We start from the raw sequence: 24,570 nt of genomic DNA on the forward strand, positions 1-24,570 counted from the left end.
ATGAATCAATTTTCGCTTTAAGCGAAAAATATTTTAGAAGTTAAAACCAAAACCAAACGAAACTCTCAAACCTTCATCTGAGGTGAAAAAATTAAAAGTTCCGCTAAGGGCATCTGCACTATTCACCCAGAAACCAAGGCCGTAAGAATCATGCCAGATTTTAGAATCAGGTGCTCTGTCTGACCATACACGCCCAATATCATACCCGCCAAAAATCCCGATTTGAAGGGGTAAAATCGACGTTTTCAGGGTATTAAACGCATATCTCAAATCTGCAGATCCGGCTAGAGCTGTTTTACCGGTAAAGCGTTCAAAACGATAACCTCTTAGTCCTGTGCGTTGCCCTAACCTTGCAGCCTGATAGAATTGATAGTCGTCACCAAATCTAAACTGTGCCTGACCAAGTGTTTTTAACACCAATTTCCTATCAGTAGAGATCGCATTATAAAACCCAAGACTGGTGTTAAGGTAACCAAATATACTATCTGTACGCTCAATATTATCTGTTATACCACCAGTAACATTAAAATCCATACCCCGTGTGGGTGCAAGACTGTTATCTGCACTATGGTATTCATACATCGCTTCTATAGATCCAAAATAATTACGGTCAATAACTTCTGTCAGGTAGTTGTCATTTACAAAGCGACCTTCATTTCCTTCTACATCTATGCTTTGAAATAAACCTCTAACTTTAAACGTACTACCATAATCTGAATTCTTTAATAAACCCGCAGAAGCTTCAAATCTGTTCTGGCGTACACGATTGTAATCCATCCCCAGTTCATCGTCATAGTTTTCGGTCTCATTTCCATAACCAAAGAAGTTCTGGGCATAATTATGCGTGGTTAATCTACCTGTAATAAGCAAATTCCAATTATCTTTTATTCCGGCAAACTCTCCTTCGTATCGCAGATCAAAACCCTGCGTCGCAAAAAAGTAACCAGCCTTAAACCTATGTTGCTGACTAAATGGATTTCGCTGAAAAGCATTTACAGTATAAACATCGCTCAGTCCCAAACTTATACCTTCATCTGGATTATAACCAAAAGCAGGCGTTATGATGTTAGTGCGCAAAATTTGTTTTTGATAATCATAAGTATTGTAATCGTAATTATCTGTAAATCTAAAATTGGCCCCGCCTTTTTCTTCTATTGTATTAGGTAGACTTTCATGGTCATAGATTTTAAGTTTACGACCGTTTTCTATACGGTAAATATCGTTGTTTTGCCCACCGATTATGCGTATAAAAATAGGATTATCACCTTTTCCTTTCACTTCAAAAACATCATCGTCATCAAGGCCAAAGACCCAAATTTGGTTTGTCTCTTTAGATAAGTAGCTTCTGTCTAAAATTACGTCTGCCTTTTTGCCGTCTTTAATACGCCACACCTTTATAGTAGTCTCATTGTCACCTCTGGTAATTTCGAAATAATCATCTTTATCTGTACCTGTAACAGTTTGTAATTTTGCGAAATAGTCAAAATATTTTTCTGTGATATCAACAATATTATCGCGTCTTCCTTTCAGGTTCTTTTTAATATCATCAATTGAGTTTCCTGTTCTAACTTCAGGAGGAAGATCTAAAAAGGCTTTCTCTATGATTGAGTCTGATATATGATCTTGAATGTAATGTGCCTGCGTCATCCATACTTCTTTACCAGATTGTTGAGCAAGCGCTCTGTCTAGTTTTATACCGGCATTATTAAACCACTTAATATCTTTTAGATTCTCATCGTAGACCTGAAATTGTTTTGCTGCACCAAATAAAGCTCTGGCGATATCCAGAATAGTACCATCAAAATTTGTAAAGACCTGATCTCGGTCTCTGGGTATAGCCACGTAAACATCTTTACCATCCTGATTTTTATATTCTGCCCAGCGCCATTGGTCATTATGCCTGTCCCAATCACCTATTAGCATATCAAAAATTCGGGCTCTTATATAAGCCGTTTCATCAATGACATTTTCTTCATCACTCCTTATTTTGTCAAGAATATCATCTGTACTTTCTATATCATCTGGATAATTAAAAATAGCTCCCTGGTATTCTTCAGCAGGGCGCTCTACGATCATATACAACTCATCACCATATTTGTCATTATATTCTCCCAGAGCAGGTTGTTTAGGAACATAATAGAGCTCTGGAGTTGTATTAAGCACTTTCACGGCATCGCTTAATTTTGGAATAGCGAAAGCTCCGTACGGGTGTGAAGAAGTATAAAAGTCCTGAATAAGTGATTCTGGCAACGTATTGCGCAAATCATCTTCTACTTCTTTATCTTTTAAAATAACAGCTTGTATGAATTGAACAGCACTCTTGCGCAGAGCCCGCATGTTATATTCTTTTCCGTTCTTTTTAGATTTTAATCTTAAAGAGACTGTCTGGTGTCCGCCTCCGGGACGAATTACATCAAGACCGCCATAAAGCGTATCTAGTAATGCCACCGGTGCAGTCACTTTTTTGCCATATACTTCGCGATAATGATCTCCCCAAACCGATTTGAAAAAATCTGACTTCTCTGTTTCTTCCACATTATAAACCGACGCCTTAACTGTTTTGGGGAAATTGGTTTTAAAGGTAGAAGCATCATAAACAGGCTTAGGAGCATAAACTTCTTTTTGAAATAATAATTTTGGTTCAAAATCACCATCAGACCCATAATATCTTACCCATGATGAACCATCATCAAAAACATCTAAAACAGCAAAACCTTGCCCTCCATAACTAAATAAGCCATCTCTTCCCAATGCTACATACGATGACTTTGACCCTGATCCTGACACAATTTGTTTAATGCCATCATCTTCTATATACTGTAAACTATGCTCGTGACCAGATGTAAATATCACACGGTCATAATCTTTAACGAGAACCTTAATACGCTTCATTAGCTCATTGTATTTCTCATTAAATCTATCCTGCTTAGAAACACCACCCTGTGTACGTATTTCAGTTACAAGGGACCCTAAAATGGGTACGGGAATCTTTTTTTGAGAGGGATATAAATGCTTATTAAAATCAAATTTACCGCCGTGTACACCATTTGTATACATGGGATGATGCATTGCAACCACAATTGTTTTTTGTTGGTTCTTTTTAAGCTCTCCGGCAAGTTCTATAAAAAACTTTTCTCTTGTTTTAATCTCGCACTTATCATTGATTTTTGGGTCCTTATCCCAGTCCTCAAGATACCATTGAGTGTCTATAACTATTAAGTGTAATTTATCATCAATATCATAACTCTCAAGCGGGCAGCCGTCTTCTGGTTTAAATATTTTTTCATCCTTAAATTTCTCTTCAAAATATTTCTGCTCACGCTCAAGCCCGTCAGATCCTTCATTATACCAATCATGATTACCAGGAATAAAAAAAACCTTACCCTCATGTTCTTTAACCGCATCATACTGCGCATCCAGACGGTACTCAGAGATTGCGCGCCCTTTGCCATCTTTATCAGGCATTCCCTCAGGATAAATATTGTCTCCTAAAAAAATTGTATAGTTATCTCCTTTATTTTGAGTCTTGAGAAAGTTCTTTAAAGTTGCCAGACCTTCTGTAGTCTCACCTAGATCTGCATAACCAGCATCACCTACCAAATAAAATGTCTTTTCTATTTTTTTATTCTTAGGATAACTGCCCTGATCAATCCCTTTTTTATATTGAGCGTCGTAGCTGGCGCACGACGAGAAAATGATAAGAATAAGAACTGTTAGAAGTATGTTATTTTTTGACATCAAAAATAATTTGGAGGTTTTTTTTAGTACTTTTCACTTACGATTAATTGTAAACTTATGTCTGAAACGGTAGAAAAAGCACCTGAAATTATCACAAAAACAGATCAATTTGTGCTTAAATTATTTAAGGAAAAATTGCCTAATAGCTTTCTATACCACAACTACAATCACACTGTAAGGGTCGTTAAAAGTACTAAAGAAATAATCGAAAATTCTCAAATTAATGTTAAACAGGAAGAGGCGCTTCTGCTCGCTGCATGGCTGCACGACATTGGTTATACAGAACAGAGAGAGGGCCATGAAAAAGCAGGCGCCGAGATCGCAAAAGCTTTTTTAAAAGAACAAGGGGAAGATCCTGAAACAATTGATCTGGTGGTAGATCTTATTCTTTCTACTATCATGAAAACAGAACCAAAATCTGATCTGGAACGTATCTTAAAAGATGCAGACAACTCACATTTTGCAAAAGACTATTATGCAGAAACCAGTGAGTTTCTTAGGCAGGAACTTAACCTTACCGGTGTTGCTAACTACTCCCCTGCAGAGTGGCGTGAAGAAAATATTAAGATGTTTACAGAGAAGCATAAATTCTATACAGATTATGCTGCCAGAAACTGGAAACCACAGAAAGATAAAAACCTGATTGATCTTCTTAATAAAAAGAAGAAGCAAAAAAAGAAATTTAAAAAAGAAGAAGTTAAAGCTAAACTTAAAGCGAAATATAAAGATGAGAGCCCAGACAGAGGTGTGCAAACTCTTTACCGCACAACTCTGCGTAATCACATTAAACTAAGTGACATTGCAGATACTAAGGCTAACATTCTCTTATCTGTAAATGCTATTATCATTTCTTTGGCTCTCGCCAATGTGATCCCGAAACTTGACTCACCAAGCAACAGGCATCTAATGATTCCAACTTTAATTTTGGTGCTTTTTAGTGTAGCTTCAATAATTCTGTCAATAATGTCTACCAGACCAAATGTGACAACAGGTGAGTTCACCAGAGAACAAGTAATGAAGAAAGAAGTTAACATTCTGTTTTTTGGCAACTTTCATAAAATGGCTTACGACCAGTACCAATGGGCTATAAATGAACTCATTCACGATAAGGATACCATCTACGAAGCGCTTACAAAAGATTTATATTTATTGGGAATTGTGTTGAATAAAAAATACATGCTTCTGCGGAAAACATATACAATTTTCATGACTGGTATAATTGCTTCAGTTGTAAGCTACATAATCGCCTTCTGGCTGATGTAAGTATTAAAATCTAATCTAAAATTTCAATAAGATCTTCGTAAGTGATTGTTTCATCAGTCACTTTACGAGGAGCTGTAGATGGTGAATATAATACCTCAACACGTATTGCTTTTAAACCCACTACGCCTTGCACATCTTCTAATTCAAGATATTCCACGTTTTCACCTAAATACGATTTGCGTTGCAGATATTTAATGTAACGACCGTACTCTTCCTCATCAGATTCCTGAGAGTAAATAATAGCTATTTTTCCTTTTTGGGTGATACGCTCATCAGTACCGCGAATTAAAGCTTTATCTATACGCTTTTTAATAATTTCGTATCTCGCATTATACGTACCATCAACATCAAACTTCTTCTCATCCATTCTATAGCGAATGGAAAGTGTGGTGCTGAAAACAAGGATTAAAGAAGCAGCATCCAGCTGTAGCTTGGCCCCATGCTGTTTGTGATAAAAATGATTCTCCATCTCACACATTGTACGCAGCTGCCATAAACGTAAGTTATACAAGTAAACCATACTAAACTTCTCCTTACGAGTCATAGAAGCACCTATATAGATATTATGATCTACGCCATCAGTTTTATAACGTTCGAAATAATGAGGAAATATCTTTTGAGCTTCCTGCTGTTTACGGTCAAGAAAAGTTGCCAATTCCTGATTTATTAACTGTACGGTCTCGTCGTAATGTCTTCGATTCTCATAGATCAAACCTGTTTCAGGACGTATAGCCGCCTGATAATTCTCTATTGCTCGTTTAATTTCAGGAATTGTAGTATTTAAATGATTAAGCAATGGGTTTACCTCATCCCGAAGTAAATTAAAAACTTGCGTTTCGCTAGAAGCGCTTAAACTTTGAGAAATATCTTCAATGAATTCTTCAATTCTAAATTTCACCTGCTCGTAAATAGGCAGCGGCTTCGTTTCCATAGCCATATTTAAGATATCATCAACAAGTTTTAATTGTATCAATATATCCTGCTGTATTGCCAGATTACGCTCTTCTGAAGAACCTACAATATCAATTTGACCATACAGTGGGTAGACTTCCTTAAAAGCAATATCCTTAAACGAGGCAAACTTACCGGCCTGTTGATTTGCAATAAATCTTTTAGCTTCTTCTTCAAACACCCATAAAACACTGGGATGAATACTTGTGCATTCACTTTGAATAACCGCTTTTATTCTATTTTCAGACTCAAATCTTCTGCGTTCTACAGTGGCAACGATATATGGAATAATATCGTCGAGCTTCATCGCATTTACAGAGTTCAATTCATTCCTAGTACCTGAAACTAACTCCAGAACAGCAAGCAACTTTTTGCCTTTAAAAATTGGAGCCAGAATACAGCTTTTTACTCCCTGGTTTAATAAATTCTCAGATAGCAGATTGTACTTAGTATCTATTGCATACTGCTCAACATCTGAAATGCAGAAATACTTCTTGTTTTTTATTAATGTATCGTAAGCACCGCCGCAAAGAGTCTGGCAGCAATCATTTCTATTTTCTTTATCAAGAATATAACTGGTTGCAAATTCCTTATCCATTTTAATAAAGCTGTCATCATCTTCATCAAACTGAGTAAAACCAATTTTTAGATCGGCCATGTTAAAAATAGACTGAAATATCTCTTGAAATTGAGGATAATCTGCTGTTTCCTGTATTGTATTATCATAAAGCAAATTCGTCTTCAGTTCAGATATCGCATCTTCTACAGTAACGTCTGTTAGGTTTAGAATTGTGATTCCTTTTAGAATCCAACTTTGAGGCGGAAAATACTGCTTCCACAAATCAATATTGTCTACTTCCTGTACAAGTTTATTTACAATTTCGTCAGTGATCTCAATAGCATCTTCTTTTGGCTGAAGCGAAACAAAATCAGCATTCATTGCAATTCTATAATGTCTTAGAAGACCTTTCTTATCAGGAATATCATAGAATAAAGGTTTTGTAAAATCGAGATTCTTATCGTAATACGTATTGAGAATAACGATACACGCAAGAATGTAGAACATATCCTCATCCCAATTACGCACTTTCAGCTCAAAATCATCACCTGCATTTTTTAATATGCTGGCAAAACGCTTTGTAGGATTGAATAAAATACTTTGAAAAGGTACCGCGGCAGCTTTTATTTCATTTTTGGTTAAAACCGCAGGAAATAAATTATCAAGCAGAACGCGTATAGGATCTTTATATTTATCAAGATCATTAAAGTCACTTATCCCTTCAATCAGGTTAGGAAATGACTGTGCGTAGTCAAGCAACGACTGCATGTAATCTTTAGAAATACTACTCTTAGAAGACTCCATACGATCCCTAAGCTTATCCAGAACTTTGTTAAAGCTCAGATTTATTTCGAAAGGAAAATCTTCATTATTATTCATAGAGGTAAATCTTAATTACTAAATATAATAAATCTTGTTTAATACTTAATAGTAGCTTTAGTCTTTAACAAGGGTTTAAGCTTACTAAAAATAACGGGTAAAGTTAATCGCCTCATTTATAAAACCGGCAATCTAAGGATAAAAACCTGCCAAAAAAGGACTAAAATCGCGTATATTGCCAGCCGAAAAAATAATTAATGATGAAGAAAATATTTTTGCTCGCAAGTAGCTGCTTTTTTATGCTCTCTTGCGCAACAGATACAAATTATGAAGTATCTGGAACAATAGACAACCTTGAAGATGGTACTGCCGTTTATCTACAAAGAATAGACGAGAACAAAAGGCTGGCTGCTGTTGACACTACCACAATTAAAGATGGAAAATTCACTTTTAAAGAGGAGAAACTTGCAGAACCAGAAATGAATCTGCTCACAGTAGAAGGTATTAATGCAAATGTAATTTTCATTGCTGAGAACGAAAAAATCAAAATCACCGCATATAAAGACAGTCTGCGCAGTTCTAAAGTAAAAGGTGGAAAAGAGAATGAGTACTTCGGCGAGTATTTTAATGAAGTAATTAGCAGCTCTAAAGAGAAACAAAAATTACAGCAGGAAGGAATGGCTGCTATGCGATCTGGCCAGTCTGAAACTATTGAGGTAATTAAAAATGAAATGGAAGCTATAGATAAATCTTCTACTCGCAAGAGACTAGCTCTTATTGATGAGCATCCCGATGCTATGGTTTCTACTATAATTCTCAACGATCTTATAGGAACAGGTATGCTCACTGCTGATGAGGCAAGTGATGCTTTTGATTCACTTTCTACGAAACTAAAAGAAAGCGCAAAAGGCAAAGAAATAAGTGAAGTAATAGCCAAAATGAAAGCTCAGGAAATAGCTTCTAAACTGGCAAGCATAGGCAATGCAGCACCTGAATTTAGCGCTCCCACTCCAGAAGGAGATGAGCTTGCTTTAAAAGATGTGCTGGGTAAATACACCATTGTAGACTTCTGGGCGAGCTGGTGCAGACCTTGTAGACAAGAAAATCCTAATGTTGTAAAACTATACAACAAGTATCATGATAAAGGTCTTAACATTATAAGCGTTTCTCTGGATCGTCCAGAAGAAAAGGATCGCTGGTTACAGGCTATAGAAAATGATAAAATGGATTGGTACCATGTATCTAATTTAAAATACTGGCAAGACCCTATTGTACGTCAATACGGTATTACTGCTATTCCCGCAACATACTTACTTGATGAGAAAGGAATCATAATAGACAAAAATCTACGTGGTGATGCTCTAGCAGAAAAGTTAGAATCTCTCTTAGGAGACAGCTAAAACTAATCGATTTTAATAGAAAAAACCGGATTTCTTTATCAGAAATCCGGTTTTTTTATGCCTTTTTCGGTCTAAAAATTCTCCTTATTGAGCTTCAATTTCTGCGCTCACACTAGCCGAAAGTCTTTTGTAAGTTCCGTTTTCAAGACGCTCACGTATCGCTGAGAATGCGTCTAATGTTTCTTCTACATCTTGCAATGTATGAGAAGCTGTAGGTATCATACGCAATAGGATTAATCCTTTAGGTATTACAGGATACACAACTATTGAGCAAAATACACCGTGATTCTCACGTAAGTCTTTTACAAGTGCCATTGCTTCAGGAATGCTTCCTTTAAGGTAAACCGGCGTTACACAACTTTGTGTTGTACCAATATCAAAACCTCTTTTCTTAAGTCCGCCCTGAAGAGCATTTACATTCTCCCAAAGTTTCTCACGCAATTCTGGCATGGTGCGTAACATCTCAAGACGTTTTAATGCCCCTACCACTAATTGCATTTGCAATGATTTTGCAAACATTTGTGAGCGTAAGTTATATTTTAAGTAATCTATGATCTCCTGGTCTGCAGCTATAAAAGCTCCCGTACTTGCCATAGATTTTGCAAAAGTCGCAAAATATACATCTATTTTATCCTGAACTCCCTGCTCCTCACCGGCACCAGCGCCCGTTGCTCCCAGTGTACCAAAACCATGAGCGTCATCTACAAAAAGTCTAAAATTGTATTTTTCTTTAAGAGCTACAATCTCTCTAAGTTTTCCTTGCTCACCACGCATTCCAAAAACACCTTCAGAGATCAAAAGAATTCCTCCTCCTGTCTGCTCTGCTAATTTTGTTGCGCGTTGCAGGTTCTTTTCTATACTTTCTACATCATTGTGTTTGTAGGTAAAACGCTTACCCATGTGCAGACGCACACCATCAATAATACAGGCGTGAGCATCAACATCATATACAATAATATCATCTTTAGATACAAGGGCATCAACGGTAGAAACCATTCCCTGATATCCAAAATTCAATAAATAAGCAGCTTCTTTATTTACAAAGGCAGCTAACTCATTTTGCAGTTGCTCATGCAGGTCTGTATGGCCACTCATCATTCTGGCTCCCATTGGGTATGCCGAACCATAACTTGCCGCAGCTTCTGCATCTACTTTTCTAACTTCAGGATGATCTGCAAGTCCTAAATAGTCGTTGATACTCCAGGTAATTACTTCTTTTCCCTGAAATTTCATTCGGTTTGAAATAGGTCCTTCCAGTTTTGGGAATACAAAATAACCCTCAGCCTGCGAAGCCCATTTACCTAAAGGACCTTTGTCCTTATAAATCTTGTCGAATAAATCTCTCATACATCAAATTTCAAACAAGTTGCAAAACTAAGCAAATTTAGCCTCAATGCAATATTTTAACAACTAGGGGTTATATATCAAAAAAAGCCTCTGATCCCACAGAAGCCTTTCATATTATTAATTTTCAATTACTTAATATATTCTATCTTCTGCACAGCTTCTTCATTTTCACTATCAAAGAAACCTTGTGCGCTCATCCAGTCATCACTAAATACCTTACTCATATAGCGACTACCATGGTCTGGGAAGATCACGACTACTTTACTGTCTTTATCAAACTCTCCTTTTTCTGCCAGTTGCTTCACGCCTTGTATAGCTGCACCACTTGTATAACCTACAAATAGACCTTCTGTTTTAGCTATTTGTCTTGCGGTATGCGCGCTTTCTTCATCTGTTACTTTCTCAAAATGATCAATAACATCAAAGTCTGTAGCAGTAGGAATAAGGTTTTTACCCAAGCCTTCTATGCGATAAGGATAAATCTCATTAATATCTAATTCATGAGTCTCATGGTATTTCTTTAAAACACTACCATAAGCATCAATACCTAAAATTCTAATATTGGGATTTTGCTCTTTTAAATATTTAGCGGTTCCGGAAATTGTCCCTCCTGTACCGCTGCAGGCTACAAGGTGCGTAAGTTGTCCTTCTGTTTGTTTCCAGATCTCAGGTCCTGTAGACTCGTAATGTGCATCAATGTTAAGCTGGTTAAAATATTGATTAATATAAACCGAACCTTTCATCTCCTGATGTAAACGTTTTGCCACCTGATAATAAGAACGAGGATCATCTGCACTTACATGCGCAGGGCAAACATAAACCTTTGCTCCCATCGCACGCAAAGCATCAATCTTATCTTTAGATGATTTAGAACTTACAGCAAGCACACAATCGTACCCTTTTATAATACTCACCATTGCGATACTAAAACCTGTGTTACCAGAGGTAGTTTCTATAATTGTATCGCCCGGTTTTAAAATTCCCTGCTTCTCTGCATTTTCTAATATGTAAAGCGCAATGCGATCTTTAGAAGAGTGACCAGGATTAAAGGCCTCTACTTTAGCATAAAAAGCACCAGGAAGATTACTTGTAATTGAGTTAAGTTTTATAAGCGGAGTGTTGCCTATAAGCTGAAGTACGTTGTTATAAACGTTTAAATTTTCTTTCATAAAAGAGTGGTAGTTTTGGTTACCTTTTCAGTAAATCCCTAAAACCAATATTCAAAACCTTGCAAATTTAAGGGAAATATTTCAATTACTCCGTTTTTCCTTCTAAATCGATTAAAAATGCATAATCTTCGGCTACTTCTTTCAAAGCTTCAAACCTTCCTGAAGCACCGCCATGACCTGCATCCATATTTGTATGAAACAGGATTATCTTGTTTCCTTTATTATGATCTCTAAGTCTTGCAACCCATTTTGCCGGTTCCCAGTATTGCACCTGAGAATCGTGATATCCCGTGGTTACCAGAATATTAGGATACTCGTGAGAATCAACCTGGTCATAAGGTGAATATGATTTCATATACTCATAATATTCTTTCTCATTTGGGTTTCCCCACTCATCATACTCTGATGTAGTTAACGGTATACTATCATCTAACATTGTGGTAACCACATCAACAAATGGCACAGCGGCTATAATACCATTATATAATTCTGGTGCCATATTAACGATCGCACCCATTAAGAGTCCACCAGCAGAGCCACCGTAGGCATATAAATGGTCTTTGCTTGTATATTTTTGCGCTATTAAATAACGAGAACAGGCTATAAAATCTGTAAATGTATTTCGCTTTTTAAGCAATTTCCCATCTTCATACCATTTCCTACCCATATATTCACCGCCTCTTATATGCGCTATAGCGAAAATAAAGCCGCGATCAAGAAGCGTAAGGCGTGTAGAAGAAAAAGAAGGGTCTGTTGTAGACCCGTAGCTACCGTAGGCATATTGTAATAACGGATTCTCACCATCTAATTCAATTCCTTTTTTAAAGATCAATGAAATAGGAATCTTTACGCCGTCATCTGCAGTCGCCCAGATTCTGCGCGTCTCGTAATTATTTTTATCAAAATTACCTCCCAGAACTTCAGATTCTTTGAGAACATTCTTTTCCTGAGTTCTCATATTAAATTCTACAACTGAAGGCGGAGTATTTAAAGAGTTGAATGAATATCTCAACAATTCTGTATCAAAATCGGGGTTTATACTGGTAAAAGCGGTGTAGGTTTCGCTTTCAAAAGGCAAATAATAATCTTTGCTCCCGTCCCAGGTTTTAATATTTATCTCATTCAGGCCATTACTGCGCTCATCAACCACAAGATAATCTTTAAAAATCTCGATATCTTCTAGTAAAACCTCCTCCCTGTGCGGAATAACCTCTTCCCAATTCTCTTTACTTGTAGCACTAACAGGAGTTTTCATCAGCTTAAAATTAACAGCTTCATCCTTGTTGGTTACAATGTAAAAGTGATCCTCAAAGTGTGATATACTATATTCAAGGCCACGTTCTCTCTCCTGCACAATTTTAAAATCAAATTGAGCTGCATTCGCATTTGCAAATTGATATTCTGAAGTAAGCGTGCTGTGTGAACCTATAATTATAAATTCTTTAGATTTAGTCTTATAAACAAATACTGAAAAGGTCTCGTCTTTTTCTTCATACACCAGTTCATCGCTATCTGGATGCGTACCCAGAACATGCTTAAATATCTGATTGCTACGTAAGGTTTGTTCATCTTTACGCGTATAGAAAACAGTTTTATTGTCATTTGCCCACACGGCTCTACCAGTTGTATTTAAGATCTCTTCGGGATAAATTTCGCCAGAGGTAAGATTTTTAAACAGAAGTGTATATTTTCTTCGGCTTACCGTATCTATGCCATAAACGGCAATTTGAGTATTTTCAGATATAGAATAACCAGCCTGATTGAAGAAGGAATGCCCCTCTGCCATCACATTATTGTCAAACATGATCTCTTCAGGAGCTTCTAGGCTTTCTTTCTTCCTACAGTAAAGCGGATAGTTCTTCCCTTGTTCAAAACGGCTATAATACCAAAAGCCATTATATTTATAAGGCACAGACTCATCATCTTCTTTAATGCGTGCCTTCATTTCTTCAAACAATTTTTGCTGAAGAGGCTTGGTATGTGCTGTTACATTATCGTAATAGGCATTTTCCTGCTCCAGATATTCTATAACTTCAGGAGCATCTCTTTCATTCATCCAGTAATATTCATCAATGCGTATATCACCATGTATTTCAAGCTTGTAAGGTATTTTCTTTGCAACCGGGGGTAAGATATTTTTTAACAATGCTGAGTATTTTAATTGTACCAAACCGCAAAAGTACGTGATAACTGGAGTATGATCGTCAATTTTTTTCACATTCTTAAAAGAGTAATTCCACAGGTTTATTAGTAAATTTGTTCAGAATTTTAAACTAAAGTTATGTTTGGAGATATGATGGGTATGATGGGCAAATTAAAAGAAGCCCAGCAAAAAGCTGAAACTACTAAAAAGCGCCTGGAAACTGTTTATTTTGATGAAGAAAGTAGTGATAAACTACTTAAGACCACAGTTTCTGTTTCTGGGAAGATTAAATCTATAACAATAGACGATGAGCTGTTAGAAGACAAAGAGCAATTAGAAGACTACCTGATTCTTACTTTAAACAAAGCTCTTGAAAAGGCTAAGAACAGCTATGAATCTGAACTTGCCGCTGTCGCGAAAGAAGGTATGCCAGACATTCCTGGTCTTGACATGTTTAAATAATCAGCTTAAAACATATAAAAATCGCCCTAATTAAGGGCGCTTTTTAGGTTAAATAGTCTAATTTTATAATCCAAATGCAACTCCTAAATTAACTGAAGAAAACGTGTAGCCGTCGCTCGAAATACCAGAATAGCTGGCAATAATACCAACACCTCCTAAACCGTACATAATATAAGGCTCATACCAAAAACCGCCATCATTACCTTCACTTACACCAACGGCATAACCAAGATCTGCTCCTGCCCAAAAATCTTCTGAAATACCAAATCTCGCTGAACCCCCTATAGGTAAGAAAGCAGCACCATCAACAAAATCGCTATAATCACTTTTTACAAAATAGTACTTGAAGCCTACTGTTGGTCCCACGAGAAAACCATCACCTGCCTCAAAATAATAATCCAGTTCTGCAGCCAGACCAAAAGAATAAACCTCATCAGCATCACCCATGGGCAAACTGGCGCGTACAGAACCATTCAATCCTTGTGCCTGAGTGGCGAAAACACAAAGTAAAAACAAACAGAGTAAAGTAAGATTTTTCATAATTACCATAAATTGATTAGTTTATCTAAGATAATAATAATCTTATTATCCGTTAATTATGAATTATACTTTATTCTATGCATTTATTAATTGTAGCTTTTCAGCTATTATACGGACTTTTTAAAGCCAAAAGCGTTTAATCTTAATTATGCGCTTATATAAAACCAAAAAATCCCCTTTTAAAAAGAGGATCTTTTGATTCTCACAGTGATATTCCTATACTTTAAGCTACTTTTTCTTTTAAAACTTCTAACACCTCATCATGCATTGCAGCAGTATAATCATAATGAGTAACCATTCTTAGCTTTCCTTTCCCCATACTGCTAATGTGTATATCTGCATCTGTTAGCGTACTTAAAAAGACTGCCTCCTGAACATGTTCTTTTAGTTTAAATATCAAAATATTTGTTTCTACAGGCTCTACATGCGCAACTTGAGGATTATTACTTAAAGCTTCAGCCAGTTCTTTTGCTCTTTTATGGTCTTCTTCCATACGCTTCCAATGGTGATCTAGCGCGTACAGACCCGCCGCGGCTGCAAAACCTACTTGTCTCATACCGCCGCCCAATACTTTTCGCACGCGCATAGCTTTATCCATAAAGCGTTTTTTTCCTAATAAGACAGATCCCATGGGTGCTCCTAAGCCTTTTGAAAGACAAACCGAAATCGTATCAAATACGGCCCCATAATCTTGTGGAGATTCATCTGTCGCCACAAGAGCGTTCCACAATCTAGCTCCGTCAAGGTGAAGACCTAAACCATGATCATCGCACACTTTTCTAATCTTAAGAATCTCTCTAAAGTCATAACAGGCACCGCCGCCTTTGTTTGTCGTATTCTCAAGACATACCAGAGACGTTAACGCGCTGTGATAAAAATCTGGCGGATTAATAGATTCTTCTACCTGCTCTGCCGTGATCATCCCTCTGTGGCCATCTACTAACTTAGATGAAACCCCGCTGTTAAATGATATCCCGCCACCTTCATAATTATAAACGTGAGCATATTTATCTGCAATTAACTGTTCGCCGGGTTGCGTATGTATTTTAATGGCAGCTTGATTTGTCATTGTTCCAGTAGGAAAATACAAGGCAGCATCCATACCAAAAAGGTGAGCAAGTTTTTCTTCTAGAGCATTAATTGTAGGATCTTCTTTATAAACATCGTCTCCTACTTCTGCATTCATCATAGCCTCAAGCATACCTTGAGTGGGTTTAGTAAGCGTGTCGCTACGTAGATCTATCTTCATGATTTAGTTGATTTTAGGTTTTAAAAGAACCTATGAGAATATTCACAGGTTCCATATTGAAATCGATAAGTAATTTATAAGGCAAGCCTTAAATGATCACTAAGGTTGTTAACTTCAATATTTCAAAAATATAAACTTAGTATCATTATTAGAACGTACGATGTATCAAAAATTATGATTCGTAACAGGAAATGTGATTTTTATATCTAAATAGAATCTAACGCAGATGCTCACCACCATCTACAGGTATTGTAACCCCGTTGATCCAGTTTGCCTCATCCTTGCAAAACAGGTAAACCACATTAGCCACATCTGCCGGAGTTGTAAGTCGTTGATAGGGATTTCGCAATTGCGACGCTTCCTTTATTGCCTCCACTCCCGGTATGAGATTTAAACTTTCTGTGTCTGTAACTCCTGCCTGAATACAATTTGCAGTAATTTTATGAGGTGCAAGTTCATAAGCCAGACTTCTGGTAATTGATTCTAAAGCGGCTTTCGCCGAAGAAACTGCAGCATAATTAGGCAACGATTTATAGCTGCCTTCACTGGTAAAAGAAAGTATACGCCCGTATTCACAAAACAAACCAGCCTTTACAAAATCAATTGACCAATCGTATAAACTTAGCGCCATCGCTTCAAAAGTAAGCCGGATATCTGCAGAGGTCAATGAATCATTTTTGTCTGGATCTATGGGTTTTAGATTTCCTTTTGCCAGACTATGAAGCAAAACCTTCAGTTTATAGTTGTTTTCTTTAAAAAAATCGGTCACTTCTGCCCTATTATCGGTGTTTAGAGCGTCAATATTGAAGCATTTTAACTCAACCCCGCTTTCGCGAAAAGCGATACATTCTTGTTCAAAAGCAGGCATCTTACTACGTCGCGTGCGATGTATGAGACAAATATTTAACCCATGTTGCGCTAATTTTTTAGCGGAAGCTAAACCCAAACCAGAACTTCCGCCTAAAATGCATGCCCACTGAGATTCTTCTGTAAGATTAAATTCTTTCATTACCATTCTAATAAAATACGCTGCGCTGAAAAACCCGGACCAAAACTAAGCATGAGTCCGCGCTCACCTTTTTGAATGTCTTTATTCATAAAACGCTCGAGGACGTACAAAACTGTAGCGCTGCTCATATTACCATACAATTTTAAAACCTCTTTAGTATCATCTATATTTTTACCCATCTCACCAAAGAGCGCTTCTACGGTTTGCACGATCTTCTTTCCACCGGGGTGAAAAATAAGATGGTCGATTTCTGCTATATTTAACCCGATTTTTGCCAGAAAAGGGTGGATTATTTGAGGGAAATGAGCAGAAATAGTTTCAGGCACTTCTTTATCTAATATCATTTTAAGTCCCATATTTGTAAGCTTAAATCCCATCATTTGTTCGGCCTCATAGAAGTGATACATACCAGTCGCTTTAATTTTAGGGCCCTTATCACTTGCTAAAGAAGACATTAAAACACAGGCAGCACCGTCACCAAAAATAGCCGCACTTACAATATTTGCCATCGAGTAATCATCTAACTGAAATGTTGCTGTAGGACTTTCTACCGCTATCACCGCTGCGCGTTTACCGGGATTTGCCTTTAAAAACTCATTTGCATACACAATACCTGAAATTCCTGCTGCACAGCCCATCTCTGTTACAGGAAGACGAATAATATCTTGTTTTAAACCTAACTTATTAATAAGATAAGCATCTAAAGATGGTATCATTATACCCGTGCAGCTAACGGTAATAATATAATCTAAACTTTCTGCAGGCCAGGCAGCTTTGTCTAGAGCATTTTGCAATACTTTTTCGCCAAGCTTAATAACTTCCCTAACGTAAATATCATTTTTATCTTCAAAAGATGTGGCTGTAAAAACCTCTTCTGGAGCCATAATACTATAGCGCTTGTCTACCGCGGCATTGCCAAAAATCTTTTTCACCTTTCGCTTAAAGCGTAAGTCCTGACCATCTAGCCAGCCGTCTAGCATTGGTATTATATCTTCAGTCTGCCTAGAATATGGTGGCAATTGTTTTGCTACTGTTACTATTTTTACGCCTTCTTGTCTGCTATCCATAAATATCTAAAAGCCCATTGCCATTTTATGATGTTAGTTTTTACATTTAACTCTTTGACCAATGATGTTAATTCTTCTTTTTTAAACGCTCTCTGTATTGAAATGAGCCCGTCGTGCTTAGCAAGATCTGTTCTCATGAAAAAGCTGCTGTATAATTTGAATAAATTGTAAGCTATACTGCTGCGATGCAAATCATTTATAACGAAACCAAGTGTAGACAGATTTAAAAAGCATTTTAAAAAAATCACGATCTCTTCATTAGTAAAATGATGCATTGTTAATGTTGAAATTACTATATCACAACTAAAGCTATCACTATCAAGCTTAAGAATATCCTGCTGTAAGAAAGTAATTTCGGGATACTTAACAGATTTTTCTTTGGCTAAGGCCAAACTTTTCTCGTTAATATCCATCCCTATAAGTCTGAGAGACAGATTCTTCTTGCGCCCAAATTTCGCAACAGCGCGCAACATTTCGCCGTCACCGCAACCCAGATCTACAATTGTATAAGATGGCTGCTGGTATTTCTTAAAAAAATAATCAAGTCCATTAATGGTAACCTGATTACCGCCTAATAATCTATTTACCTGAGAAACATCCTGAAGTGCTAACGACAGCGTCTTTAAATCTAGTGAAGGATCATCCATCAACTCTGGTATGAGTATGCGCTGCTTCATATATGCGCTGCTTTACCGTGAGTTGCTTCTATGATTCGTCTTAAAATTGCCGGTTGATTTTTAAGTGATTTAATTGCGAAATCTGTAATTTTTTGATGTGCTAAGAGATTTTGTAAAAGATAACCAGCACCCAATCGCGCACTAAAATTTTTCTGCCATTTTGTTTTATAATCCTTCTCAAGCATTTCACGTGAAGAATGATTTGCGTCAAAAAATTCAACAATCGTTTCACCCAATAGCTTTGCTCCCATGATCGCCATCGCCATACCATTACCGCACAAAGGATGAATTAAACTGGCGGTATCGCCACACATTAATACGTGATTTGAAATAAGCTCTTTACGATCAAAAGATATCTGACTTATTGTAAGTGGTTTTTCAAAAATCGGCTTGTGGGCGTCAAAAAACCGGTTTAAATGCGGGTTTTTCCGCATGACTTCTTCTCTAAAGTCATCTATATTCTTATGCTTTTTGAATTGTGAATAATGAGCCAGATAGCAAACATTTATACGCTTCTCTTCCACATTAGACAGACCACAATAACCGCCTTTAAAATTATGCAAGCCCACCCGATTTTCCTGATAATTGCCGTTATAATGCGATTTTACTGCCAGCCAGCCTGATTTTTTAGTTATAAATTTTCGCTTTAGCGAAATATCAAGTGACGCTCTTTTACCATATGCGCCTATGACGATACCACTTTTAAAGGTATTGCCGTTAAGGGTAGTAATGGTAAACTCGTTATTAATAAAATCAATTTTTTCGACCTGATCTTTTATAATTCGTGCGCCACTGCTTAAAGCCTGGTCGTAGAGCAATTTATCTAGTAAGTATCTGCTTATCCCAAAACCGCCCAACGGCAGATTGGTTTGAACCGATGCACCACTAACGCCAGAAAAAAGAAGTTCATTAATCGCAACGGCGCCATTATTAAAGGGATCAATATCAAGATAATTGAGGTAAGGCAATACTTCATTTGAAACATATTCACCGCAGACCTTATGCCGTGGGTAATTATCTTTCTCAATAACCACGGTGGGAATACCGGCTTTGCTTAAATGTATCGCCAGAGACAAACCTGCAAGGCCACCGCCTATTATAAATATTTCTTTTCTTTTCACGCATTGTGAAGATATGATTTTATGGCATAAAAAAACCCGTTTCAAATAAATGAAACAGGTTTTTTCTTTTTCAATTTCAGCTTTTTATTGTCCTTCACCAGCTTGTTGCTTAGCCTCTTCTTTCATCTGTTCATTAGGAACGATCGCTAAAGTAACACGTCTGTTTTTTGCTCTACCATCAGGAGTGGTATTATCGTACTTAGGTTGTGTCTCACCATACCATTGTGTGGTAAATCTACCTGCAGATAATCCCTGAGTTACTAAATAATTTGTAACCGCCTGAGCTCTGTTTTTAGACAAAGTCATATTGTAGTCTGCAGAACCTGTGTTATCTGTATGACCTACAACCAGAATATTGGTTTCAGGATATTCAGTCATTACTTTAGATAAACCGTTAAGCGTGGTTTCTGAAGCGTTGTTAATGTTGTATTTATTTGTATCGAAATACACACCGCTGTTTTCATCAAAGTTCACAACAATACCGTCATCAATACGCTCAACCTCAGCTCCCGGAATTTCTTCCTCAATACGCTGTGCCTGCTTATCCATTTTATTACCAATGATATTACCGGCAGCACCGCCTACAACACCACCTATAACAGCACCTAATTCTGAATTACCGCCTTTGCCCACATTGTTACCAATCACGGCACCAATTATAGCTCCACCAGCGGCACCTATTACAGTACCTTTTTGTTTATTGTTAGCATTGCGTGTCGCCTCGCAACCCGTTAAAAGAGTAACAGACATCGCTACGACAGCAAGACTTTTTAATATAGATTTCATAGTTTTTTTAATTTAATTAATCTGAAATTTTAGAGAAATTCATTACGATCTTAAATGGTTTCCCATCAACCTCAACAGTTTGTGTAAACTGCAAAGAGTTGTCTGATAAGTAAGCCAGATTTAAACGAAAACCCTTATCATTCATAGTAGAATTCATTTTCTCGTCTGTAGGCTTTAGAAGGATGTCATAAAACACCGCATTTTTCATCTCTGGTATACTCCAGACGAAATATCTCTTACCGGTACTGCAATCTGCACTTGTGATCTCGTAATTACCAAAATTGTTATTTGGTATAAAGCGCCACGTGCTGCCCACAAAACATTCTGAAGAAGCATCACCGAATAGAGTTACATCATAAACACCACTTGAATTACCGTAATTTATTTCATCTAAATTCCAATATCCTTTCAACGTTTTTCTTGACTCCTGAACTACTTTTTTATTTGAGCCGCAAGAGGCAAAAAGAGTTGCTATAAAAAGGATTGCAAAAATTCTTTTCATTCTAAAATTTTAAGTTAAAAATGTATTTTATTATCTAAATAACCTCGACACCAGACTGATTAAGAACAGTACTATAAAGATGAAGAATAAGATACGAGCAATGCTTTCTGCTCCTTCTGCTATACCGCCAAAACCGAAGATTGCTGCGATAATTGCAATAACTATAAAGATGATTGTCCAACGTAACATAATAGATTGTTTTTAATGATTAGTGAGACTAAATTATATGGTTGAGAGATATTAAAATTATAAGTTAATAGTGTTTAACTAGCCATTGTTAAAATGAGTTAAGGATGATTTTAAAAGTTTAAGATATTGCTAATTTTTTAACAGCTTAATAAGCTAATAACTGGTCTAGCTTTTCTTTTAGTTTGTTCTTTGCAAGATAATTTTCTTCTAACGCTGAAGCGAAAGGAATGGGCGTATCGAGACTTGTTACACGCATAATGGGAGCGTCAAGAAACTCAAAGCAATTTTCGGCTATTATAGCCGCAATATCGCTCGCCAGACCCCCAAAACCGGTATCTTCGGTAAGAATCAATAGTCTGTTAGTTTTTTCCACGGAAGTGATAATAGCATCCACATCAAGAGGCTGCAATGTTCTTAGATCAATAAGATCTACAGCATATTTTGAATCCTTATCTAATAAATCAAGCGCCCAGTGCACACCTGCCCCATAAGTCACTATCGTAGCTCTCTCACCTGTTTTTAAAATTGCTGCTTTGCCAATGGGCATTGTAAAATAAGATTGTGGCACCTCCTGCGTTATAGTTCTATACAGCGCTTTGTGCTCAAAATATAGCACAGGATTAGCATCTTCTATAGCGGCAGCCAATAAGCCTTTTGCATCATAAGGAAAAGCGGGATATACGACTTTTAATCCCGGCGTATGCGTAAACCAGGCTTCGTTTGTCTGACTGTGGAACGGGCCTGCTCCTACTCCCGCACCGCACGGCATTCTAATTACAACATCTGCAGCTTGACCCCAGCGATAATGCGATTTTGCCAGATAGTTCACTATGGGATTGAAGCCGGAAGAAACAAAATCTGCAAATTGCATTTCTACAATCGCTTTCATTCCATTTATTGAAAGCCCCATTGCAGTTTCTACAATAGCAGATTCGCATATTGGTGTGTTTCTTACTCGCTCTTTTTCATATTTCTCAACTAGGCCCTGCGTAATTTTAAAAACCCCGCCATACTCGGCAATATCTTGCCCCATGATGACTAAATCAGGAAATCGCCCCATAGCCTGATCTATACTTTGCGCAATTGCATCTATAAAACGGATATTTTTAGTTTCAGGTTGTGGTTTTACTTCTATGAACTGGTGAGGAGCAAAAACGTCTGCTAACTCAAGTTTTGTATCAGCTATGATTTCGCTTTCCGCGAAAGCTTCTTCAATTGCATTTTCAATTTCTTTATTAATAGAGTTGATCAAATCACCATTTCTATCTGTTGATAGAATACCCTCTCGTAGAAGAAAATTTTTGAAATTAATGAGCGGATCTTTTTTACCCCAGCTTTCCATTAAATCTTTAGGCACATATTTAGTGCCACTGGCTTCTTCGTGACCACGCATTCTAAAGGTTTTGAACTCTATTAAAACAGGTCGCGGATTCTCACGCATATCTGTAACTATTTCAGATATTCTATTATAGACTTCTACAATATTATTGCCATCTATAATGTGACCTTCTATGCCATAACCTATAGCGCGATCTACAAGATTTACACAACGGTATTGTTCATTAAGCGGTGTTGACAGTCCGTACCCATTGTTTTCTATACAGAAAAGAACAGGCAGATCCCAAACTGCCGCTACATTTAAAGCTTCATGAAAATCTCCTTCGCTTGTGCCCCCCTCGCCGGTAAAAACAGCGGTGATTCTTTTTTCCTTCTTAAGCTTATGAGCTAGGGCAATGCCATCTGCCACTCCTAATTGTGGCCCAAGATGAGAGATCATCCCAATTATCTTATATTCCTGAGTACCGAAGTGAAAACTACGATCACGCCCCTTAGTAAATCCATTCATTTTACCTTGCCATTGCGAGAATAATCTGTACAAGGGCACATTACGCGTAGTAAACACTCCCAGGTTTCTATGCATGGGTAAAATATATTCATCATCTAAGAGAGCTTTAGTAACACCTATAGAGATCGCTTCCTGACCAATCCCGCTAAACCATTTAGACACTTTTCCCTGTCTTAAAAGAATGAGCATTTTCTCCTCAATTAAACGAGGTTTTAACATACACTTATAAAGATCAAGAAGTTGTGAATGGGATAGATTTTTTACCTGATAATCAAAAGCAATGTTATCTAAAGCGTCGTTGTGCATAAGTGTAACTTTTAAATCAAATGTAAAAAAAGGATTGTTTAACTTAGAAATTCTTAAACTTCTTATTTAAGTAAGCTTTAAAACTTAGCATATAGAAAATTGGTATCTTTGTATGTATTGAAAATTTTTATCCCGATGAACAATATTCCCAGTGTAGATTTAGCAGATTTTTTAAGTGAAGACCCCAAGCGAAAGCAAAAGTTTGTAGATGAAATAGGCAAAGCATACGAAGAAATAGGTTTTGTATCGCTAAAAAATCATTTTCTTGATGATCAATTAGTTGAAGGATTATATGAAGAAGTAAAGAACTTTTTTGACTTACCAGAAGAAACCAAAAAGAAATATGAGATTGAAGGTTTAGGTGGGCAAAGAGGTTATATCTCTTTTGGTAAAGAACACGCTAAAGGAAAAAAGGAAGGCGATCTTAAAGAATTCTGGCACTTTGGTCAAGAGCCTGATGCAGATGCAAAACTTATAGAAGAATATCCAGATAATGTTGAAGTTAAGGAGTTAGAACACTTTAACGAGACCGGCATGAAAGCATACAGAATGCTTGAAAAAACAGGAATTTATGTTCTACGTGCGCTTGCTCTCTATATTGGTCTTGATGAAAAATATTTTGACCATTGGGCTAAGAACGGAAACAGCATTTTAAGACCTATACATTATCCACCTATAACAGCAGAACCTAAAGGTGCCGTGCGTGCCGGTGCTCATGGCGATATTAACTTGATAACTCTGCTTATGGGAGCCTCTGCTGGCGGTTTACAGGTATTACGAAAAGATGGTGAGTGGATAGATGCTATACCTAATGAAGATGAGTTAGTAATTAATGTAGGAGATATGCTGGAGCGTCACACAAATAATAAATTAAGATCAACGATTCACAGGGTTACCAACCCACCCAAAGAACAATGGGGTACTCCACGATATTCTATTCCATTTTTTATGCACCCACGCAGTGAGATGCCTTTAGATTGTCTAGAAGAGTGTATAGATGAAGATCACCCAAAAGCCTTTCCAGATATTACAGCCGGTGAATTTTTACACCAGCGCCTTGTAGAAATAGGATTGATAAAGAAATAGAATATGGATCTTAAAGACCAGTTATCAAACCTTTTCCCTGATCATGTACCTCAAAATGAACCTCAGGATACAGATGAGAATAATCTTGATATATGGATGCAAGATGAACCTTTGCTTTGCAAATACGAAAAAAGAAAAGGTAAACCCATTACAATAATAGAAGGATACACCGGTGCCGACTCAGATTTTAAGATTCTTGCTAAAGAGTTAAAAGTCATGCTAGGCGTAGGTGGTAGTTTCAAAAAAGAGAGCATCATTATACAAGGAGACTATCGCGACCGTATTATGAGCTTTTTAAAAGATAAAGGCTTTAAAGTAAAACGTGTAGGTGGTTAATTCTT

Annotated in this window: 20 protein-coding genes; 5 read left to right on the plus strand and 15 right to left on the minus strand. The window is 37.0% G+C overall.

Going from position 1 to position 24,570, the window contains the following annotated elements:
• Positions 1-33: 33 nt before the first annotated feature.
• Positions 34-3,738 (minus strand): metallophosphoesterase, encoded by a 3,705-nt coding sequence (locus ACH3PA_RS01810; RefSeq protein ID WP_416441095.1) that lies wholly within the window; start codon positions 3,736-3,738, stop codon positions 34-36.
• 57 nt (positions 3,739-3,795) lie between these two features.
• Here ACH3PA_RS01810 and ACH3PA_RS01815 point away from each other — a divergent pair, with 57 nt between their 5' ends.
• The gene (locus tag ACH3PA_RS01815) at positions 3,796-5,001 is read left to right on the plus strand and encodes a Pycsar system effector family protein (protein WP_416441093.1); all 1,206 of its coding nucleotides are present in this window, start codon (positions 3,796-3,798) and stop codon (positions 4,999-5,001) included.
• Between the two features lie 10 nt (positions 5,002-5,011).
• Here ACH3PA_RS01815 and ACH3PA_RS01820 read toward each other — a convergent pair whose 3' ends face one another.
• Positions 5,012-7,390: a GAF domain-containing protein gene (locus ACH3PA_RS01820; RefSeq protein ID WP_416441091.1), complete on the minus strand. Its 2,379-nt coding sequence runs from the start codon at positions 7,388-7,390 to the stop codon at positions 5,012-5,014.
• Between the two features lie 197 nt (positions 7,391-7,587).
• Here ACH3PA_RS01820 and ACH3PA_RS01825 point away from each other — a divergent pair, with 197 nt between their 5' ends.
• On the plus strand, positions 7,588-8,730 hold the full coding sequence (locus tag ACH3PA_RS01825) for a redoxin domain-containing protein (protein ID WP_416441089.1): 1,143 nt from the start codon (positions 7,588-7,590) through the stop codon (positions 8,728-8,730).
• An 84-nt stretch (positions 8,731-8,814) separates the two neighbouring features.
• On the opposite strand, the gene ACH3PA_RS01830 is transcribed toward ACH3PA_RS01825, so the two are convergent.
• The 3 genes from ACH3PA_RS01830 to ACH3PA_RS01840 form a co-directional block, all read right to left on the minus strand.
• Positions 8,815-10,077 (minus strand): aminotransferase class I/II-fold pyridoxal phosphate-dependent enzyme, encoded by a 1,263-nt coding sequence (locus ACH3PA_RS01830; RefSeq protein WP_416448402.1) that lies wholly within the window; start codon positions 10,075-10,077, stop codon positions 8,815-8,817.
• A gap of 128 nt (positions 10,078-10,205) precedes the next feature.
• On the minus strand, positions 10,206-11,246 hold the full coding sequence (locus ACH3PA_RS01835) for a PLP-dependent cysteine synthase family protein (RefSeq protein ID WP_416441085.1): 1,041 nt from the start codon (positions 11,244-11,246) through the stop codon (positions 10,206-10,208).
• Positions 11,247-11,331: 85 nt separating this feature from the next.
• Positions 11,332-13,392, minus strand: coding sequence for a S9 family peptidase (locus ACH3PA_RS01840; protein ID WP_416441083.1), 2,061 nt, complete (start codon positions 13,390-13,392; stop codon positions 11,332-11,334).
• Positions 13,393-13,527: 135 nt separating this feature from the next.
• Between ACH3PA_RS01840 and ACH3PA_RS01845 the strand changes: the two genes are divergently transcribed.
• Positions 13,528-13,851 carry a YbaB/EbfC family nucleoid-associated protein gene (locus ACH3PA_RS01845; RefSeq protein ID WP_416441081.1) on the plus strand — a complete coding sequence of 108 codons (324 nt, stop codon included), beginning with the start codon at positions 13,528-13,530 and terminating at the stop codon, positions 13,849-13,851.
• A 63-nt stretch (positions 13,852-13,914) separates the two neighbouring features.
• Here the strand turns inward: ACH3PA_RS01845 and ACH3PA_RS01850 are convergent, their stop codons facing one another.
• The 10 genes from ACH3PA_RS01850 to ACH3PA_RS01895 form a co-directional block, all read right to left on the minus strand.
• Complete coding sequence (locus tag ACH3PA_RS01850) at positions 13,915-14,391, minus strand: hypothetical protein (protein ID WP_416441079.1); 477 nt, start codon at positions 14,389-14,391, stop codon at positions 13,915-13,917.
• A 223-nt stretch (positions 14,392-14,614) separates the two neighbouring features.
• On the minus strand, positions 14,615-15,640 hold the full coding sequence (locus ACH3PA_RS01855) for a threonine aldolase family protein (RefSeq protein ID WP_416441077.1): 1,026 nt from the start codon (positions 15,638-15,640) through the stop codon (positions 14,615-14,617).
• A 217-nt stretch (positions 15,641-15,857) separates the two neighbouring features.
• Positions 15,858-16,649: an SDR family oxidoreductase gene (locus ACH3PA_RS01860; RefSeq protein WP_416441075.1), complete on the minus strand. Its 792-nt coding sequence runs from the start codon at positions 16,647-16,649 to the stop codon at positions 15,858-15,860.
• Complete coding sequence (locus tag ACH3PA_RS01865) at positions 16,649-17,716, minus strand: type III polyketide synthase (protein WP_416441073.1); 1,068 nt, start codon at positions 17,714-17,716, stop codon at positions 16,649-16,651. Before ACH3PA_RS01865 ends, ACH3PA_RS01860 begins: the two co-directional genes overlap by 1 nt.
• A complete protein-coding gene (locus ACH3PA_RS01870; protein WP_416441071.1) occupies positions 17,692-18,393 on the minus strand; it encodes a methyltransferase domain-containing protein in 702 nt (233 codons plus the stop codon). The genes ACH3PA_RS01865 and ACH3PA_RS01870 overlap by 25 nt, the downstream gene beginning before the upstream one ends.
• On the minus strand, positions 18,390-19,514 hold the full coding sequence (locus ACH3PA_RS01875) for an NAD(P)/FAD-dependent oxidoreductase (RefSeq protein WP_416441069.1): 1,125 nt from the start codon (positions 19,512-19,514) through the stop codon (positions 18,390-18,392). Before ACH3PA_RS01875 ends, ACH3PA_RS01870 begins: the two co-directional genes overlap by 4 nt.
• Before the next feature lie 84 nt (positions 19,515-19,598).
• On the minus strand, positions 19,599-20,300 hold the full coding sequence (locus ACH3PA_RS01880) for an OmpA family protein (RefSeq protein ID WP_416441067.1): 702 nt from the start codon (positions 20,298-20,300) through the stop codon (positions 19,599-19,601).
• A gap of 16 nt (positions 20,301-20,316) precedes the next feature.
• Entirely contained in the window at positions 20,317-20,802 is a 486-nt protein-coding gene (locus ACH3PA_RS01885) for a lipocalin family protein (protein ID WP_416441065.1), read from the minus strand.
• Between the two features lie 30 nt (positions 20,803-20,832).
• Positions 20,833-20,991: a DUF1328 family protein gene (locus ACH3PA_RS01890; protein WP_416441063.1), complete on the minus strand. Its 159-nt coding sequence runs from the start codon at positions 20,989-20,991 to the stop codon at positions 20,833-20,835.
• Positions 20,992-21,136: 145 nt separating this feature from the next.
• Positions 21,137-23,143 (minus strand): alpha-ketoacid dehydrogenase subunit alpha/beta, encoded by a 2,007-nt coding sequence (locus ACH3PA_RS01895; protein ID WP_416441061.1) that lies wholly within the window; start codon positions 23,141-23,143, stop codon positions 21,137-21,139.
• Between the two features lie 135 nt (positions 23,144-23,278).
• On the opposite strand from ACH3PA_RS01895, the gene ACH3PA_RS01900 reads away from it, so the two are divergent.
• Positions 23,279-24,229: an isopenicillin N synthase family dioxygenase gene (locus ACH3PA_RS01900; protein ID WP_416441059.1), complete on the plus strand. Its 951-nt coding sequence runs from the start codon at positions 23,279-23,281 to the stop codon at positions 24,227-24,229.
• A 3-nt stretch (positions 24,230-24,232) separates the two neighbouring features.
• Positions 24,233-24,565 carry a translation initiation factor gene (locus ACH3PA_RS01905; RefSeq protein ID WP_416441057.1) on the plus strand — a complete coding sequence of 111 codons (333 nt, stop codon included), beginning with the start codon at positions 24,233-24,235 and terminating at the stop codon, positions 24,563-24,565.
• Positions 24,566-24,570: the final 5 nt, after the last annotated feature.

The organism is Leeuwenhoekiella sp. A2 (assembly GCF_047946655.1).
GTDB lineage: Bacteria > Bacteroidota > Bacteroidia > Flavobacteriales > Flavobacteriaceae > Leeuwenhoekiella.

Excerpts from the sequence above, each read along its gene's own strand:
- ACH3PA_RS01885 (WP_416441065.1), bottom strand. The coding sequence starts at position 20,802 with ATGAAAAGAATTTTTGCAATCCTTTTTATAGCAACTCTTTTTGCCTCT.
- ACH3PA_RS01855 (WP_416441077.1), bottom strand. The coding sequence starts at position 15,640 with ATGAAGATAGATCTACGTAGCGACACGCTTACTAAACCCACTCAAGGT.
- ACH3PA_RS01895 (WP_416441061.1), bottom strand. The coding sequence starts at position 23,143 with ATGCACAACGACGCTTTAGATAACATTGCTTTTGATTATCAGGTAAAA.
- ACH3PA_RS01850 (WP_416441079.1), bottom strand. The coding sequence starts at position 14,391 with ATGAAAAATCTTACTTTACTCTGTTTGTTTTTACTTTGTGTTTTCGCC.
- ACH3PA_RS01810 (WP_416441095.1), bottom strand. The coding sequence starts at position 3,738 with ATGTCAAAAAATAACATACTTCTAACAGTTCTTATTCTTATCATTTTC.
- ACH3PA_RS01900 (WP_416441059.1), top strand. The coding sequence starts at position 23,279 with ATGAACAATATTCCCAGTGTAGATTTAGCAGATTTTTTAAGTGAAGAC.
- ACH3PA_RS01815 (WP_416441093.1), top strand. The coding sequence starts at position 3,796 with ATGTCTGAAACGGTAGAAAAAGCACCTGAAATTATCACAAAAACAGAT.
- ACH3PA_RS01835 (WP_416441085.1), bottom strand. The coding sequence starts at position 11,246 with ATGAAAGAAAATTTAAACGTTTATAACAACGTACTTCAGCTTATAGGC.
- ACH3PA_RS01870 (WP_416441071.1), bottom strand. The coding sequence starts at position 18,393 with ATGAAGCAGCGCATACTCATACCAGAGTTGATGGATGATCCTTCACTA.
- ACH3PA_RS01845 (WP_416441081.1), top strand. The coding sequence starts at position 13,528 with ATGTTTGGAGATATGATGGGTATGATGGGCAAATTAAAAGAAGCCCAG.
- ACH3PA_RS01905 (WP_416441057.1), top strand. The coding sequence starts at position 24,233 with ATGGATCTTAAAGACCAGTTATCAAACCTTTTCCCTGATCATGTACCT.
- ACH3PA_RS01880 (WP_416441067.1), bottom strand. The coding sequence starts at position 20,300 with ATGAAATCTATATTAAAAAGTCTTGCTGTCGTAGCGATGTCTGTTACT.
- ACH3PA_RS01890 (WP_416441063.1), bottom strand. The coding sequence starts at position 20,991 with ATGTTACGTTGGACAATCATCTTTATAGTTATTGCAATTATCGCAGCA.
- ACH3PA_RS01860 (WP_416441075.1), bottom strand. The coding sequence starts at position 16,649 with ATGAAAGAATTTAATCTTACAGAAGAATCTCAGTGGGCATGCATTTTA.
- ACH3PA_RS01825 (WP_416441089.1), top strand. The coding sequence starts at position 7,588 with ATGATGAAGAAAATATTTTTGCTCGCAAGTAGCTGCTTTTTTATGCTC.
- ACH3PA_RS01865 (WP_416441073.1), bottom strand. The coding sequence starts at position 17,716 with ATGGATAGCAGACAAGAAGGCGTAAAAATAGTAACAGTAGCAAAACAA.
- ACH3PA_RS01820 (WP_416441091.1), bottom strand. The coding sequence starts at position 7,390 with ATGAATAATAATGAAGATTTTCCTTTCGAAATAAATCTGAGCTTTAAC.
- ACH3PA_RS01830 (WP_416448402.1), bottom strand. The coding sequence starts at position 10,077 with ATGAGAGATTTATTCGACAAGATTTATAAGGACAAAGGTCCTTTAGGT.